This window comes from Microbacterium sp. gxy059, assembly GCF_050958665.1.
In the GTDB taxonomy this organism is placed as follows: domain Bacteria; phylum Actinomycetota; class Actinomycetes; order Actinomycetales; family Microbacteriaceae; genus Microbacterium.
This window is the reverse complement of the sequence record NZ_JAMXWT010000001.1, coordinates 165,667-180,639: the sequence shown is the minus strand read 5'-3', so window position 1 is coordinate 180,639 and position 14,973 is coordinate 165,667. Positions and strand designations below refer to the sequence as shown.

Here is a 14,973-nt window from a genome sequence, read left to right as displayed (position 1 = left end):
ATGCCGGGCACAGGACCCGCTCGCGTCTCCGCGGCGGGCTGGGGATGGCGCTACGCGGGCCGCCGGCTCCCGGCGACGCGCGACGTGACGTTCGAGATCGCGCCGGGCGAGCGCGTGCTCCTGCTCGGCGCGTCCGGCGCCGGCAAGTCGACGCTCATGGCGGGGCTCGCCGGTGTGCTGGGCGACGCCGACGAGGGGGAGCGCACGGGAGCGCTCCTCGTCGACGGCGAGCCGCCCGAGACGCGCCGCGGCCGCACGGGACTCGTGCTGCAGGATCCGGATGCCGGCCTCGTGCTGTCGAAGGTCGGCGACGACATCGCGTTCGGGTGCGAGAACCTCGGCGTTCCCGCCGCGGAGATCCCGGCCCGCGTCGCGGAGGCGATGGAGGCCGTCGGCCTCGACGTGCCGACGGACCGCGCCACGAAGGCCCTCTCGGGCGGGCAGAAGCAGCGGCTGGCCCTCGCGGGGGTGCTCGCGATGCGCCCCGGCCTGCTGCTGCTCGACGAGCCGACGGCGAACCTCGACCCCGAGGGCGTCGCGGAGGTGCGCGCGAGCGTCGAGCGGATCGTCGACGGCACCGGATCCACCCTCGTCGTCGTCGAGCACCGCACCGAGATCTGGGCCGACCTCATGACCCGCGTCATCGTGCTCGCGGCCGACGGGGGACTCCTCGCCGACGGCCCGCCCGACGAGGTGTTCGCGCGGCACGGCGACGCGCTCGCCGCGGCGGGCGTGTGGGTGCCGGGTCGCGAGATCGAGCTGCCCGCGCTGCCACTCGCCTCGCCGGGGGACGACCCGGTGCTGGCCGCCCGCGGCCTCGCCGTGTCGCGCGACGGGCGCACGCCTGTGCAGACGGGTCTGGAGGTGCGGATCCCCTCGGGCGCCGCGACGACGATCACGGGGCCCAACGGCGCCGGGAAGTCGACGCTCGCGCTGACCCTCGCGGGCCTGATCCCCGAGCTCGAGGGGGAGGTCGTCTCGGCGCCCGACCTCGCCGGACGGTCGGGCAGGAGGCCCGCGAAGTGGACGTCGCGCGAGCTCCTCACCCGCATCGGCACGGTCTTCCAGGAGCCGGAGCACCAGTTCCTCGCCCGCACGCTGCGCGAGGAGCTCGCGATCGGCCCCCGAGCGCTCGGCTGGCCCGCGCCGCGCATCGCGGAGGTCGTCGACGGTCTCCTCGAGCGCCTGCACCTCGATCACCTCGCCGAGGCGAACCCCTTCACCCTGTCGGGCGGGCAGAAGCGCCGCCTGTCCGTCGCGACGGTGCTCGCGGCGTCGCCGCGCGTCATCGTGCTCGACGAGCCCACGTTCGGGCAGGACCGCCGGGGCTGGATCGAGGTCGTCGCCCTCATGCAGGAGGAGATCGCGCGCGGCGGATCCGTCGTCGCCGTCACCCACGACGCGGGAGTGCTCAGGCACCTCGGCGGGCACCGCATCGCGCTGAGCGAGAGGAGCGGCCGATGACGACCGACACCGTCCCCGCGCAGCGGGTCGCCGCGCCGCGAGTGTGGCTCGACGGCGTGAACCCCGTCACGAAGGTCGCGCTCGCCCTGCTGCTCTCGGTGCCGCTGTTCGCCTCGATCGACGTGACGAGCGGCCTCGTCGCGATCGGCCTCGAGCTGCTGTGCCTCCCCCTCACGGGGCTCGCGCTCTGCACGGTGCTGCGCCGCCTCGCGCTGCTGGCGCTCTTCGCCCCCATCGCCGGCATCAGCATGCTGCTCTACGCCGAGCCCGCCGGCCGCATCTACGCGACCTTCGGCTTCGCGACGATCAGCGAGGACTCCGTGTCGCTCGCGATCGCCGTCGGGGTGCGGGTGCTGGCCCTCGGCCTGCCCACGATCCTCCTGTTCGGACGCACCGACCCCACCGAGCTCGGCGACGCGCTCGCGCAGGTAGCGAGGCTGCCCAGCCGGTTCGTGCTGGGCGTCGTCGCGGGCACCCGCATGCTGGGGCTGTTCCTCGACGACTGGCGCACGATGGCGCTCGCCCGCCGCGCGCGCGGCGTCGGGGACCGCGGCGCGATCCGACGCTTCTTCTCGATGGCGTTCGTGCTGCTCGTGTTCGCCGTGCGGCGCGGGACGAAGCTCGCGATGGCGATGGAGGCCCGCGGGTTCGGCTCCGACATCCCCCGCACCTGGGCGCGCCCGTCCCGGCTGTCCTCCCGCGACGCCGTCGCCCTCGCGGGCGGCCTCGCGATCATGGCGCTGGCGCTCGCGGCGGCCGTCGCCCTCGGCACGTTCCGGTTCGTGTGGGGATCCTCGAGCTGACGACCGTGCGCGGTCTCCGGGCACCGGGAGGGCGGCGACTCGTGCCATGATCGCTCGGGTGCCGTGCGACGATGCGAGGAGGCGCGATGGGCGCGACGACGAGGATCCTGAGGGCGGTGAGAGGGTTCCGCCTGCTCGATCGCGGCCTCCTGATCGTCGCCGCCTGCCTCGTCATCGGCGGCCTCTGGGCGGAGCGGGCCGGGCTCGTGACCCTCGCCCTCGTCCTGCTCGCCGCGGCCTTCGCCCTGTCGTTCGGCGCGTGGCGGGTCGCGGAGCGCCGCCGGGTCGCGGCGGCGGCAGAGGTCGGGCGCTACGCGGAGCTCGCGTCGCGCCGTGCGGATCAGGTGTCGATCCTCAGCCACGAGATCCGCACGCCCCTCGCGATCATCAAGGGATCCGCGGAGCTCCTCGCGGAGGAGACGCCGGGCCCGCTCAACGAACGCCAGCGGGTGTTCGCCCGCCGGATCGCCGACAACGCCGGTCAGGTCATCGAGCTCTCGGAGAATCTGCTCGCGCACGCTCGCATCGAGGCGGGCGTGTTCGAGCTGCACCTCGATCACGTCAACCTCCGCAGCCTGCTGCGTCAGGCGGTGCGCGAGCTGCGCCAGGTGCTCGATGCCGACGTGCAGTTCGACTCCTTCGAGCCCCCGATCCGCATGCTGGTGGATCCGGGGCTCATCAAGCAGGTGGTCGCGAACCTCGTCACCAATGCGGTGCGGAACAGCGCGGGCGACGCGCCCGTGACCGTTCGGATGATGCGTCGCGACAGCGACCTGCTCGTGTCGGTGAGCGATCACGGGTCGGGGATGACGGCGCAGCAGCAGGAGCAGCTGTTCCGGAGGTTCGCGAGCGGCTCGGCGGATCGCGGCGGAACCGGGCTCGGCATGTACGTCTCCCAGCACATCGTGCGTCTGCACGGTGGCATGATCTATGTCGACACGATCGCGCAGCGCGGTACGACGGTGCTGTTCACGCTGCCGTTCGGGCGGGAGGGCGAGGAGCACGATGACGACGGATGAGCCGCTGGCGTGGGTCGTCGACGACGAGCCGGCGATCATCGACATCGTCACCTTCGCGCTCGACACGCAGGGCTTCCGGTGGCGGAGCTTCCAGGCCGCGCAGCCGGCGTGGCAGGCGCTGCGCACCGAGCTGCCCGACCTCATCGTGCTCGACGTGATGCTCCCCGACCTGTCCGGCGTCGAGCTGTGCCGCCGGATCCGCGACCGCTGGAGCGTGCCGATCCTGCTGCTGACCGCGAAGGGGGAGAGCTCGGATCGGATCGCGGGGCTCGAAGCCGGCGCCGACGACTACGTCACGAAGCCCTTCCACCCCCGCGAGCTCGCGCTCCGCGCGCAGGTGCTCGTGCAGAGGCCCCAGGCGCACGCCGGCGCGGTGCTCGAGAGCGCCGACGTGCGGCTGCACCTCGCCCGCACCGAGGTGTTCGTGTCGTCGTCGCGCGTGATGGTCACGCCCAGCGAGTTCCGCGTGCTGCACGCGCTCATCGAGCACGCCGGCGAGACGATGCCGTTCGCCCGCCTCGTCTCGACCGTGTGGGGCGACATCGACCGGGTCGGCAACCGCGAGCTGCTCAAGACGACGGTCTACCGGCTGCGGCGCAAGCTCGACGCGGCGCGCCCCGGTGCGAGCGAGAGGATCCGCAGCGTGCGCGGCGTCGGATACATCTTCGACCCCGATGGCGCCGAGTGACAGAACGGTTACCGAGAGGGCTCGGGCTGTCACCGTTCTGTGCCGGACCGCTTCCTAGCATCTGAGGAGCACCCGGCGTCGCGACGACGCGACGCCGCAGAACGAAGGAGTTCTCCCCCATGCGATCACACGCCCTCACGGCCGGCGCCGCCCTCGGCGCGGCCGCTCTGCTTCTCAGCGGATGCACGTCCTCCTCGTCCTCCCCCGAGGGAGGGGGAGGGTCCATCACGATCCTGTGCACCGTGCAGGAGGATCAGTGCCAGCTCGTCGCCCAGCAGTTCTCGGCGGAGAGCGGCATCGACGCCAACTACGTGCGGATGAGCGCGGGGGAGTCCGTCGCGCGCGTGAACGCGTCGAAGGCCAACCCCGAGTTCGACGTCTGGTACGGCGGCGGCGCCGACAACCACGTGGCGGGCGCGGAGTTCGACCTCATCGAGCCGTACGTCTCTCCGAACGCCGACGTGATCCCCGACGAGTTCAAGGATCCCGACGGGCTCTGGACCGGCATCTACTGGGGGATGTTCGGCTTCTGCTCGAACACCGATGTGCTCGACGACATCGGCGCCGAGGTGCCGCAGTCGTGGGACGACCTGCTGGACCCGGTGTTCGCGAAGAACATCGCGATGGCGCACCCCGCGACATCCGGAACCGCCTATCAGGCGCTCTGGAGCCAGGTGGAGCTGAACGACGGCGACCAGGACGCGGCGCTCGGGTACTTCGGCGACCTGCACCGCAACATCCTGCAGTACTCGAAGAGCGGCAGCGGGCCGGGCCAGATGGCCGGGCGAGGCGAGATCGCGGTGGGGCTCATCTTCGCCCACGACTGCGTCAAGTTCATCAACGAGGGCTTCACGAACCTCGAGACGAGCTATCCCGAGGAGGGGGCGACGTTCGAGGTCGGCGCGGTGTCGCTCATCAAGGGCGCCCCGCACCCCGACGACGCGAAGGCGTTCATCGACTGGGCCCTCACCCCGGCCGCGCAGGAGATCGGGGTGCAGACCGGCAACTACCAGGTGCCGACGAACCCGGACGCCGAGACCACCGACGACATGGTGGATCTCGACGAGGTCACCGTGCTCGAGTACGACATCGCGGAGGCGGGCGAGGCGCGCGACGAGCTGACGGCGCGCTTCGACTCCGAGATCGCGCCGCAGCCGAAGGAGTGATCCCCGTGTCCCTCTCCTCCGCGCCCGACGGGCGGGCGGCGTCATGGCGCTGACGCTCGATCAGACCTCCACGGCGACGGCGACCCTGAGGGGCGCCCCCGGGAAGAAGCCGCGCGGGCAGCGCAGCGACCCGTCGGTGAAGATCATCGTCACGGTCATCGTGCTCGTGCTCGTGCTGCTGCTCGGCCTGCCGATGAGCAAGCTCGTCCTCGCGGCGTTCTCCCCGCAGGGGCTCGACGTTCTCGTCGGGCTGTTCGCGAATCCCGCGAACATCCGCGTCGTCGGCAACACGATGCTGCTCGGCCTGCTCGTCGGCGTGACGGGGACCCTCGTGGGGTTCCTCTTCGCGTTCGCGCAGGTGCGCCTGAAGTTCCCCGGGAAGCGCGCGCTGCACCTCCTCGCGATGGTGCCGGTCGTCGCCCCTCCCTTCGCGGTCGCGACGGCGGCGATCACGCTCTTCGGGCGCAGCGGCCTCGTCTCGTCGAAGCTCCTGGGCCTCAGCACGGACGTGTACGGGCTCGGCGGCCTCGTGTTCGTCCTCACGCTGTCGTTCTTCCCCGTCGCCTACATGAACCTCAAGGGGATGCTCGAGAACCTCGACCCCTCCCTCGATGAGGCGGCGAGCGACCTCGGCGCGAGCAAGGTGCGGATCTTCTTCACGGTCACGCTGCCGATGCTCGCCCCCGGCATCGCGGGATCCTTCCTGCTGCTGTTCGTGGAGGGCATCGCCGACCTCGCGAACCCGCTCGTGCTCGGCGGCGACTACACGGTGCTCTCCACCCGCGCCTACATCGCGGTCACGGGCGAGTTCAACGTGCAGGCGGGCGCCGCCTACTCGCTGCTGCTCGTCGTGCCGGCTCTGCTCGTCTTCCTCGTGCAGAGGTACTGGACGGGCAAGAAGAAGGTCACGACCGTCACCGGGAAGCCGTCGGGGAAGGCCGAGCTCATCACGGCTCCCCTGCTGCGGATCCCGATCCTCGCCCTCGTCGGCGTCTGCGCGGCGGTGATCATCACCGTGTACGTGACGGTGATCGTCGGAGGCTTCCTGAAGGTGCCCGGCGTCAACAACGAGTTCACCCTCGACCACTTCCGCTTCGTGCTCGCGGGCATCGGGTCGAAGGCGATGCTCGACACCACCCTCATGGCGATCATCGCCGCACCCATCGCCGGCGTGCTCGGCATGATCATCGCCTGGCTCGTCGTGCGCAAGCTCGGTCGGTTCGCGGGGCTGCTCGACTTCATCGGCATGCTCGGCCTCGCCGTGCCCGGCACGGTCCTCGGCATCGGGTACGCGATCGCGTTCCTCGTGCCGACCGAGATCTTCGGCGTGCAGATCCTGCCGCCCCTCGCGGGCGGGGCGGCGGCCTTCGGCGGCGCCATCTCGATCGTCATGGTCTACATCACGCGCTCGCTCCCTCCGGGCCAGCGAGCCGGGGTCTCCGCCCTCGCGCAGATCAACCCCGCGATCGACGAGGCCGCGACCTCGCTCGGCGCGAACGGCACGACGACCTTCCGCACCGTCACCCTCCCGCTCATCCACTCCGCGCTCGCGACCGGCATCACGCTCGCGACCGCCCGCGCGATGACGACCCTGTCGCCGATCGTGTTCCTCACGACGCCCGGCATCAAGATCATGACCTCGCAGATCCTCGCGGAGGTCGACGCGGGCCGCTTCGGCAACGCGTTCGCCTACTGCACGGTCCTCGTGATCATCGTGCTGTCGATCATCGGGCTCATCAACCTGCTTCTGAGAAAGGTGTTCTTCCGTGGTCTCGTCCGTCACTGACACAACCGCCGCGGAGGCGGGCATCGACGGCATCGATGCCGCCCGCCTCACGCTGCGCGGGCTGGGCAAGCGCTACAGCCCTGATCCCTCTCTCCCCGCCGCGGTGGAGAGCATCGACCTCGACATCGAGCCCGGCGAGTTCGTGACGCTGCTCGGGCCGTCCGGCTGCGGCAAGACCTCGACCCTGCGGATGATCGCGGGATTCGAGACGCCGACGAGCGGCTCGATCGAGCTGGACGGCCAGGACATCTCGTCGATCCCGCCCAACCGCCGGCCGATGTCGATGGTCTTCCAGTCGTACGCCCTCTTCCCGCATCTCAGCGTGCGCGACAACGTCTCGTACGGGCTCAAGCTCAAGAGGATGTCGTCCGCTCGCATCGCGGAGGACGTCGACGGGATCCTCGCGATCATGAACCTCTCGGGGCTCGCCGATCGCGCTCCGCACCAGCTCTCGGGCGGCCAGCAGCAGCGTGTCGCCCTCGCCCGCGCGCTCGTGATGCGGCCCAAGGTGCTGCTGTTCGACGAGCCGCTGTCGAACCTCGATGCGAAGCTGCGCGTGCAGATGCGCAACGAGATCCGCCGTCTGCAGCAGCGCCTCGGCATCACGAGCATCTTCGTCACGCACGACCAGGACGAGGCGATGACGATGTCGGACCGCATCGTGGTGATGAGCCGAGGCCGGATCGAGCAGGTGGCGCCGCCGAGCGCGGTGTATCGGCGGCCCGCGTCGATGTTCGTGGCCGACTTCATCGGCCGCGCGAACTTCCTGGACGCCGAGGTCCAGGCGGTGCACGAGGACGGAACCGCCACGGCCGCCGTGCTCGGAGACAGCCTGCGCGTGCCGGCGCACCCCGACATCCGGGTGGGAGACACGGTGCAGCTCCTGGTGCGTCCGGAGTCGGTGCGCCTGGCGCCCGAGGCCGCCGAGCGCACGGAGGAGCTGACGGGCGACGTGGGGCGCGTCCTCAACGCCGTCTTCTACGGCTCGACCGTCGAATACGAGATCGAGACCGACTCGGGCAACCTCATCGTCTCGGTCGCGGATCCGGTCGCCTCCGACGTGCTCGAGCCGCAGAGCGAGGTGCACGTGCGCGTGCGCTCCGATCGCGCCTGGCTGCTGCCGGACAGGGAGTGAGGCGATGTCTGCGGAGAAGACGACTCCCGTCCCGATCGAGCGGATCGCGCTCGAAGGAGCCTGGAACCTGCGCGACATCGGCGGGCTGCCCCTCCCGGGAGGCGCGGTGAGAGCCGGCGTCATCCACCGCTCGGATGCGCTCAGCGGGCTGTCCAACGCCGACCGCGCGGAGCTCGCCCGCCGCCGGATCGGGCTCGTCATCGATCTGCGCGAGTCGCGGGAGCGGGACGCCAACCCCGATCGGCTCGACGGGCTCGAGGCGGAGCTGATCGCGGAGCCCCTCTACGGAGACGAGCTCCACGACGAGCACGGTCGCACGCGCGACGACATCGAGGAGCAGTACGCGGCGTACGCGGGCCGGCATGCCGGCCGCGTGGCCGGGGTCCTGGCGCGCATCGTGCGCGACCCGCGCCCGGTCATCGTCCACTGCTCGGCCGGGAAGGACCGCACGGGCATCGTCATCTCGCTCGTGCTGGCTCTCCTGGGCGCCGAGCGCGACCTGATCGGCGCCGACTACGCGGCGTCGCAGGGGTTCCTCGCGGACAGTCCGTTCTGGGAGCGCATCGCCGACGACTACGTGCGGGCGGGGATCGACAGGGGCACGCTCGGCGAGGCGATCGCGCTCGCGGGGGCGGCGCCCGTCTTCGAGGTGCTCGATCGCATCGAGGCGCGGTACGGCTCGGCGGAGGGGCTGCTGCGCGCCCACGGCGTCTCGGAGGCGGAGCTGGAGGCGTTCCGGACGCGGATGGTCGCCTGACGTCGCCGCACCCGCGAACGCCCACGAAACCGCCGAGCGACCACGAGATATGGTGGTCGCTCGGCGGTCTCGTGGTCACTCGGCGTCGTCGGGCACTGGGATCGTCGCGCAGATGCGGGTCGCGATGCCGTCGAAGCGGGCCGAGAGCGTCTCGCGCAGGGATCCCGGCTCCGCGAACGTCGCGAACGCGTCCATCATGTCGTCGTCGATGATCCCCGCCATCTCGGTCCACTCGCCGCGGCGGCTGGCGGCGTGCAGACGATCGGCCGCGTCCCCCCACCCGTGCAGCTCCAGCACGGCGCGGTAGGCGGGCGTGGATCCGTAGAACGCGATCTGCTGCCGCACGGCGCGCTCCTGCTCCGCGCGCGCCGCCTCGTCGGATCCGGTCACGACGAACGGGCTGAGGATCACGTCGGTCGACGTGCGCTCGCCGCGGGTGCGGCCCTCCGCGAGGGCGGGCAGGCTCACCTCGGCGAGGTACTCGCGGGTCGTGAAGGCGTGCGCGATGAAGCCGTCCGCGGCCTCGCCCGCCAAGCGAGTCATCGCCGGCCCCACGCCCGCGAGCCAGATGTCGGGGGAGCCGTGCGGGTTCGGGCCGGGGCTGAAGAACGGCGTCATGAGCGTGTGCCGATAGTGCTCGCCGCGCACGTTCAGCCGATCGCCGGTGCGCCAGGACTCCCAGATGGCGCGCACGGCGGCGATGAACTCGCGCATGCGCGGCGCCGGCGCGGACCAGGGCATCGAGAAGCGCTTCTCGATGTGCGCCTGCACCTGCGAGCCGAGGCCGAGCGCGAAGCGCCCCCCGGTCGCGAGCTGCACGTCGTTCGCCGTCATGGCGACCGTCATGGGCGACCGCGCGAAGGCGACCGTGATGGAGGTGGCGAGGCGGATCCGCTCCGTCGCCTGCCCCGCGACCGTGCAGGCGATGAGCGGATCGTGCTGGGTCTCGGCCACCTGCAGGCCGTCGAACCCGTTCCGCTCCGCCCACCGAGCGGTGCGTGCGGCGGCCTGCGGGCTGCCGTCGCGGGATCCGATGTCGATGGCGGGTGTCGCTTCGCTGCGCATGGTCCCATCCTGCCGGGGCGGCCGGCGTGCGCCGAGCCGACTGTGGGGAGAGCACAAGAGCGGGGCGCCCGGAGGCACCCCGCTCTTCGCGGATCCGCCCGTCGGGGCGGAGGAGATGTCAGCTGCAGAGCTCCTGGATGGCCTGGCCGCTCTCCATGATCTCGCTCTGCGCGTCGGTGACCTGCTCGGCGATCTCGTTGGCCTTGTCGGCCGAGGCGGGGTCGGTGAGGTCGAGCTCGGCGAGCTGCGGCGCGGCGTCGACGACCTTCTGGAAGCTGCCGGCGAAGTCGTCGAACGCGGCGCTGACCTCCTCGTTCGTGACCTCCTCGCCGAGGGAGGCGATCTCGTCGTTCATGTCGGAGATGAGGGTGTTGACCGTGTCGATGTCCTGCGACGACGCGGCCGACATGACCTCGTTCACGTTCGACGTGATCTCGGTCATGCCGTCGTTGACGATCTTGCAGGCGTCCGCCGTGCTCTGTCCGCCGCCCGAGCAGGCGGTGAGGGCGGCGGGGACGAGCGCGATCACGCCGACGACGGCGAGCACGCGGGAACGGCGGGTGATGGCCATGAGGGACTCCTCTTGAGTGAAGGCAGGCGAGGAGGTCTGTGGGTGCGCGGGACGGCGCCGCCGGCCGCTCCCCCCTCAGACACGGCCGGACCCCTCCACTCTATGCGTCCGCTGTGACCGGTGCGATGGGGAGGAGTCCCCACCCGGCGCGGCCTCCGGGGGCGGCGCGACCGGGACGGGTCCCTCCATCGCGGATCCCCGGGCTGGGCGTCTCGGAATTCGGCGGGGGTCTCGGGGATTCGCGGATCCGGGGAGACGGCGGGGCGATCTCGAGACGCTCAGGAGCGGGGGACGAGCTCGGCCATCTCCGCCCCGTGACTCACGTTGGCGAGAGATCCGGAGCCTCTGCTCGGGAGAGGGGAGGAGTCCCCACGGGGTGCGGGGCCTCCGGGATGGATCCGCGGTCGCTCCGGCGCGCACGACGCGGGCGGTGCGGCGATCCCGTGGGATCCCCGCACCGCCCGCGTGGCGTCAGCCGGCGATCAGCTGCAGGCCTCCTGGAAGGCGGCGCCCGCCTCCTGGAGCTTCGCCTGCGCGTCGGTCATCTCCGAGACGGCGGCCTGCGCCTCCTCGCTCGTCGGGTCGGCGGCGATCTTCTCGAGGCCCGAGGCGATCGTGCTGAACTGGCCGCTGAACTCCTCGTACGTGGCCTTGAGGTCGGCGTCGGTGATCTCGTTGCCGGCCTCGGCGAGCCCGGCGTCGATCTCGCTGATGAGCTGCGTGATGCCCTCGACGTCCTGCTCGGCCATCATCGTCGAGATGTCGCCCATGCCGGAGGTCGCCTCGAGGATGCTCGAGGACGCGGCGGCGCACTGCGCCTGGATGTCGCCCCCGGCGGCCTCCTCGGCGGGCGCCTCCTCCGCCGGGGTCTCCTCGGCGGGGGTCTCCTCAGCGGGCTGCTCCTCGGCGGGCGACTCGGCGGGCTCGTCCGCACCGCCGGAGCAGGCGGCGAGGGCGGCTGGAACCAGGGCGATCGCGCCGAAGGCGGCCAGGATGCGGGTGTGGCGGGTGGTGGTCATGAGAACTCCTCGGAGCCACGGGAGAGATCTGGTCACCCGGCGACGCGTCCCCCGGCGCGCCTGCCGAATACGATCAGCGTAGACGCGGATCGCGCGATGCGCGATGGGGAGGAGTCCCCATGGGGCGCGGGGCCGCCGAGACGGATCCGCGGGCTGGGCGTCTCGGAATCCGGCGAGGGGCTCGGGGATTCGCGGATCCGGGGAGATCGCGGGGAGGGTTCGAGATGCTCGGGGGACGGGGCCATGCGGCGGGGTGGGTCCGGGGCGCCCGCGGTCTGGGCGCCTCGGAACGTGCCCAGGGCTCGGGGGCAGCGGATCCGACGAGACAGCGGAGTGATCTCGAGACGCTCGGGAGGGGGCGTGTGGCGCGGAGGCCGGACAGGGTTCGGGATCAGGTCTTCGGCGGGGTCTGGGGGTTGAGCGTCTCGGAATCTGTCGAGGGCCTCGGGGATTCGTGGATCCGGGGAGGTCGCGGGGAGATTTCGAGATGCTCGGGAACGCGGCCACCCGGGGTGACGGCGGCGCGGGACGCCGGGGCGGTTTCCGGCCCGTCGGGGTGGGGCGGCGTGCTGGGAGCCTCGGAATCCGGCGAGGATCTCGGGGTCTGACGGATCCGGTGAGACGGCGGGGCGATTTCGAGACGCTCGGGAGTGGGGTCGTGTGGCTCAGGGACAGGGGCGTGGGCCCTGGGGGCTCCGGTGGGATCCCCAGGCTGGGCGTCTCGGAATTCGGCGAGGATCTCGGGGTCTGGCGGATCCGGGGAGACGGCGGGGCGATCTCGAGACGCTCGGGAGTGGGGCGTGTGGCTCAGGGGCGGGGGACCCGGGGCTCCGGTGGGATCCGGACACGCGGGCTGGGCGTCTCGGAATCCGGCGCGGGGATTCGTGGTTCCGGGGCGAACGCCGGGAGGGTTCGAGACGCTCGGGAGCGGGGCCCGGGGCGACCGCGCGGCCCTCTCCGGGGCGTCGGAGAAGGTCACGATCCGCGGATGAGGAATCCGGCCTCCCGGCGGATGCCCTGGCCGGCGGTATCGGCTGCGCGGAGCTTCTCCGAGACGGCCCCTCACTGTGCGGATGAGGCGTCGGAACGCCGCGATGCCGACGCGTCGGCGACATCCGCGAGCGAATATGCCCCTGAGGGAATGCAGTCTCGCGGCGCAGCGGATTCCCGCGCCGCCCGGTCGCGAGCGGCGCGGAGAGAGGCCGCGAACCCGCGCCTCGCGGGATCCCGTCCTCGCCGACTCACGCCTCCCGGATCCCTCGCCCGCGCGGGGGTCGTCGTGGCTCGGCGAGCAGTGGGGCGTCGGCGACCAGGGCTCCCTCGCCCGCGCGGGCCGTCGGATCCCGGACCCCGCCCCTCGCGGGATGCCCCGCCGTGGCGGGAGTCGCGGGATCCCGCACCGCCGACTCGAGTTCCCCGGGTCGCTGCATCCCTCGCCCTCCCGAGAGCCGCCTGATCCCGCGTCCCGAATGCGCCCTCGCGCCGCGTCGCCTCGCGCGCGCGTGTGCGTGCGCGCGTACGCGCGCGACTGATAGGCTCGATCGCACGTGGGGATCGCGGTCGTCGAGGCAGTGTCGCTCGGCGGCGGATCCCGCCGTCTCACGGAGGCGTCCAGCACCGCGATCCTCCCCGTCGATGCCGACGGCGCGGGTCGCCAGAACCAGCGCGCGGATCCCGCGCGCGATGGGAGCGATTCATGACCACGGAGAACGACCCCCGCCCGATCGCGCTCTCGAGCGCCGCGCTCGCCGACATCGCCGCGCGCGGCGCCGTCGAGGTGCCGACCTACGACAGGTCGCGGGTGCGGCCCGGCATCGTGCACTTCGGCGTCGGCGGCTTCCACCGCGCCCACCAGGCGGTCGTGATCGACGACCTCCTCGCCCGCGGAGAGACCGACTGGGGCATCCTCGGCGTCGGCACGATGCCCGGCGACGCGCGGATGCGCGATGCGCTGCTCGCGCAGGACGGGCTCTACACGCTCGTGCGCAAGCACCCCGACGGATCCCTCGACGCGCGCGTCGTCGGCGGCATCGTCGACTACCTGTTCGCGCCCGACGACCCCGAGAAGGTCATCGAGACGCTCGCCGCCCCCGAGGTGCGCATCGTCTCGCTCACCATCACCGAGGGCGGATACAACTTCGACCAGGTCACGGGCGAATTCGACCTGACGGATCGCGCCGTCGCCGCCGACCTCGTGCCCGGCGCCGTGCCGGCCACCGTGTTCGGCCTCGTCGTCGAAGCGCTCGCCCGCCGACGCGAGCGCGGGATCGCCCCGTTCACCGTGATGTCCTGCGACAACATCCAGGGCAACGGCGACAAGGCGCGCACCGTCTTCTCGGCGTTCGCCGCGGCGAAGAACGCGGAGCTCGGCGAGTGGGTCGCGCAGCACGTCGCGTTCCCGAACTCGATGGTCGACCGGATCACCCCCGTCACGACCGACGACGACCGTCGCCTCGTCGCCGAGCGGTTCGGCATCGAGGACGCGTGGCCCGTCGTCGCGGAGCCCTTCTTCCAGTGGGCGCTGGAGGACGACTTCCCCGCGGGGCGTCCGCCCTACGACCAGGCGGGCGTGCAGCTCGTCGACGACGTCGAGCCGTACGAGCTCATGAAGCTGCGCCTCCTCAACGCGAGCCACCAGGGCATCGCCTACTTCGGATACCTCTCGGGGTATCGATACGCGCACGAGGCGACGGGCGACCCCGCGATCGCGACGTTCGTGCGGGCGTACATGGATCTCGAGGCGACCCCCACCCTGCAGGCGGTGCCCGGCATCGACCTCGACGACTACAAGTCGACCCTCATCGAGCGCTTCGCCAACCCCGCGATCCGCGACACCCTCGCTCGCCTGTGCGCCGAATCGAGCGATCGGATCCCCAAGTGGCTGCTTCCCGTCGTGCGCGAGCGGCTCGCCGAGGGCGGCGACATCCGCCGCTCCGCGGCGATCGTCGCCAGCTGGGCGCGGTACGCGGAGGCCGTCGACGAGCAGGGCGAGCCCATCGAGGTCGTCGACAACGCGGCCGACGAGCTCGTCGCGATCGCCAGGACGCAGCGCGAAAGCCCCACGGTCTTCATCGAGAACGAGCGGTTCTTCGGCGAACTCGCGCAGGACGAGCGCTTCCGCTCCGCCTACCTCGCGGCGCTCGAGTCGCTGTTCGAGAAGGGCGCGCTCGAGACGGTGCGCGACCTCGCGCGCCTCGACGGCTGACCGACAGAGAACGGGCCCCGCGGATCCGAGGATCCGCGGGGCCCGTTCGCGTCGGGGAGGTCTCGCCCGGCCCCGTCTTCCTGTCCCGCACGGCACGCGGCCAGCTCTGTTCGGCTCTGTCTGGCCGTGTCCGGTCCTGGCCTGGGCGGCCGTCTCCGGCCCTGTTCGCGAGCGGCGCAGATGTTCGCGAGTGGCGCAGATATCGGGCGGGATATCTGCGCCGTTCGCGAGTTTCTGCGCCACTCGCGAGCCCGGGGCACGCCCGGATCTTCATCACGGACCCGACTCGCGATCC

13 protein-coding genes are annotated in these 14,973 nt (G+C 71.9%); 10 read left to right on the top strand and 3 right to left on the bottom strand.

All coding sequences use genetic code 11. The features are described from left to right. From NHL53_RS00710 to NHL53_RS00675, 8 genes are all read left to right on the top strand, one after another. The gene (locus tag NHL53_RS00710; protein ID WP_433774134.1) at positions 1-1,464 is read left to right on the top strand and encodes an ABC transporter ATP-binding protein; all 1,464 of its coding nucleotides are present in this window, start codon (positions 1-3) and stop codon (positions 1,462-1,464) included. After that, positions 1,461-2,267: an energy-coupling factor transporter transmembrane component T family protein gene (locus NHL53_RS00705; RefSeq protein WP_433774132.1), complete on the top strand. Its 807-nt coding sequence runs from the start codon at positions 1,461-1,463 to the stop codon at positions 2,265-2,267. Before NHL53_RS00710 ends, NHL53_RS00705 begins: the two co-directional genes overlap by 4 nt. Positions 2,268-2,353: 86 nt before the next feature. After that, positions 2,354-3,286 carry a sensor histidine kinase gene (locus tag NHL53_RS00700; RefSeq protein WP_433774130.1) on the top strand — a complete coding sequence of 311 codons (933 nt, stop codon included), beginning with the start codon at positions 2,354-2,356 and terminating at the stop codon, positions 3,284-3,286. Next, complete coding sequence (locus NHL53_RS00695) at positions 3,273-3,974, top strand: response regulator transcription factor (protein ID WP_433774128.1); 702 nt, start codon at positions 3,273-3,275, stop codon at positions 3,972-3,974. The genes NHL53_RS00700 and NHL53_RS00695 overlap by 14 nt, the downstream gene beginning before the upstream one ends. Before the next feature lie 119 nt (positions 3,975-4,093). Beyond that, positions 4,094-5,140, top strand: coding sequence for an ABC transporter substrate-binding protein (locus NHL53_RS00690; protein ID WP_433774126.1), 1,047 nt, complete (start codon positions 4,094-4,096; stop codon positions 5,138-5,140). A 43-nt stretch (positions 5,141-5,183) separates the two neighbouring features. Further along, a complete protein-coding gene (locus NHL53_RS00685) occupies positions 5,184-6,926 on the top strand; it encodes an ABC transporter permease (protein WP_433774124.1) in 1,743 nt (580 codons plus the stop codon). Beyond that, positions 6,907-8,061 (top strand): ABC transporter ATP-binding protein, encoded by a 1,155-nt coding sequence (locus NHL53_RS00680; RefSeq protein WP_433774122.1) that lies wholly within the window; start codon positions 6,907-6,909, stop codon positions 8,059-8,061. The genes NHL53_RS00685 and NHL53_RS00680 overlap by 20 nt, the downstream gene beginning before the upstream one ends. Positions 8,062-8,065: 4 nt before the next feature. After that, a complete protein-coding gene (locus tag NHL53_RS00675; RefSeq protein ID WP_433774120.1) occupies positions 8,066-8,818 on the top strand; it encodes a tyrosine-protein phosphatase in 753 nt (250 codons plus the stop codon). A 75-nt stretch (positions 8,819-8,893) separates the two neighbouring features. Here the strand turns inward: NHL53_RS00675 and NHL53_RS00670 are convergent, their stop codons facing one another. The 3 genes from NHL53_RS00670 to NHL53_RS00660 form a co-directional block, all read right to left on the bottom strand. Further along, complete coding sequence (locus NHL53_RS00670; protein ID WP_433774118.1) at positions 8,894-9,883, bottom strand: TIGR03617 family F420-dependent LLM class oxidoreductase; 990 nt, start codon at positions 9,881-9,883, stop codon at positions 8,894-8,896. A gap of 118 nt (positions 9,884-10,001) precedes the next feature. Continuing rightward, positions 10,002-10,454 (bottom strand): hypothetical protein, encoded by a 453-nt coding sequence (locus tag NHL53_RS00665; RefSeq protein WP_433774116.1) that lies wholly within the window; start codon positions 10,452-10,454, stop codon positions 10,002-10,004. Between the two features lie 482 nt (positions 10,455-10,936). Continuing rightward, positions 10,937-11,473 (bottom strand): hypothetical protein, encoded by a 537-nt coding sequence (locus NHL53_RS00660; RefSeq protein ID WP_433774114.1) that lies wholly within the window; start codon positions 11,471-11,473, stop codon positions 10,937-10,939. Between the two features lie 1,547 nt (positions 11,474-13,020). Between NHL53_RS00660 and NHL53_RS00655 the strand changes: the two genes are divergently transcribed. Together NHL53_RS00655 and NHL53_RS00650 are read left to right on the top strand one after the other, a co-directional pair. Next, positions 13,021-13,173 (top strand): hypothetical protein, encoded by a 153-nt coding sequence (locus NHL53_RS00655; RefSeq protein WP_433774112.1) that lies wholly within the window; start codon positions 13,021-13,023, stop codon positions 13,171-13,173. After that, entirely contained in the window at positions 13,170-14,678 is a 1,509-nt protein-coding gene (locus NHL53_RS00650; protein WP_433774110.1) for a mannitol dehydrogenase family protein, read from the top strand. The genes NHL53_RS00655 and NHL53_RS00650 overlap by 4 nt, the downstream gene beginning before the upstream one ends. Positions 14,679-14,973 lie beyond the last annotated feature (295 nt).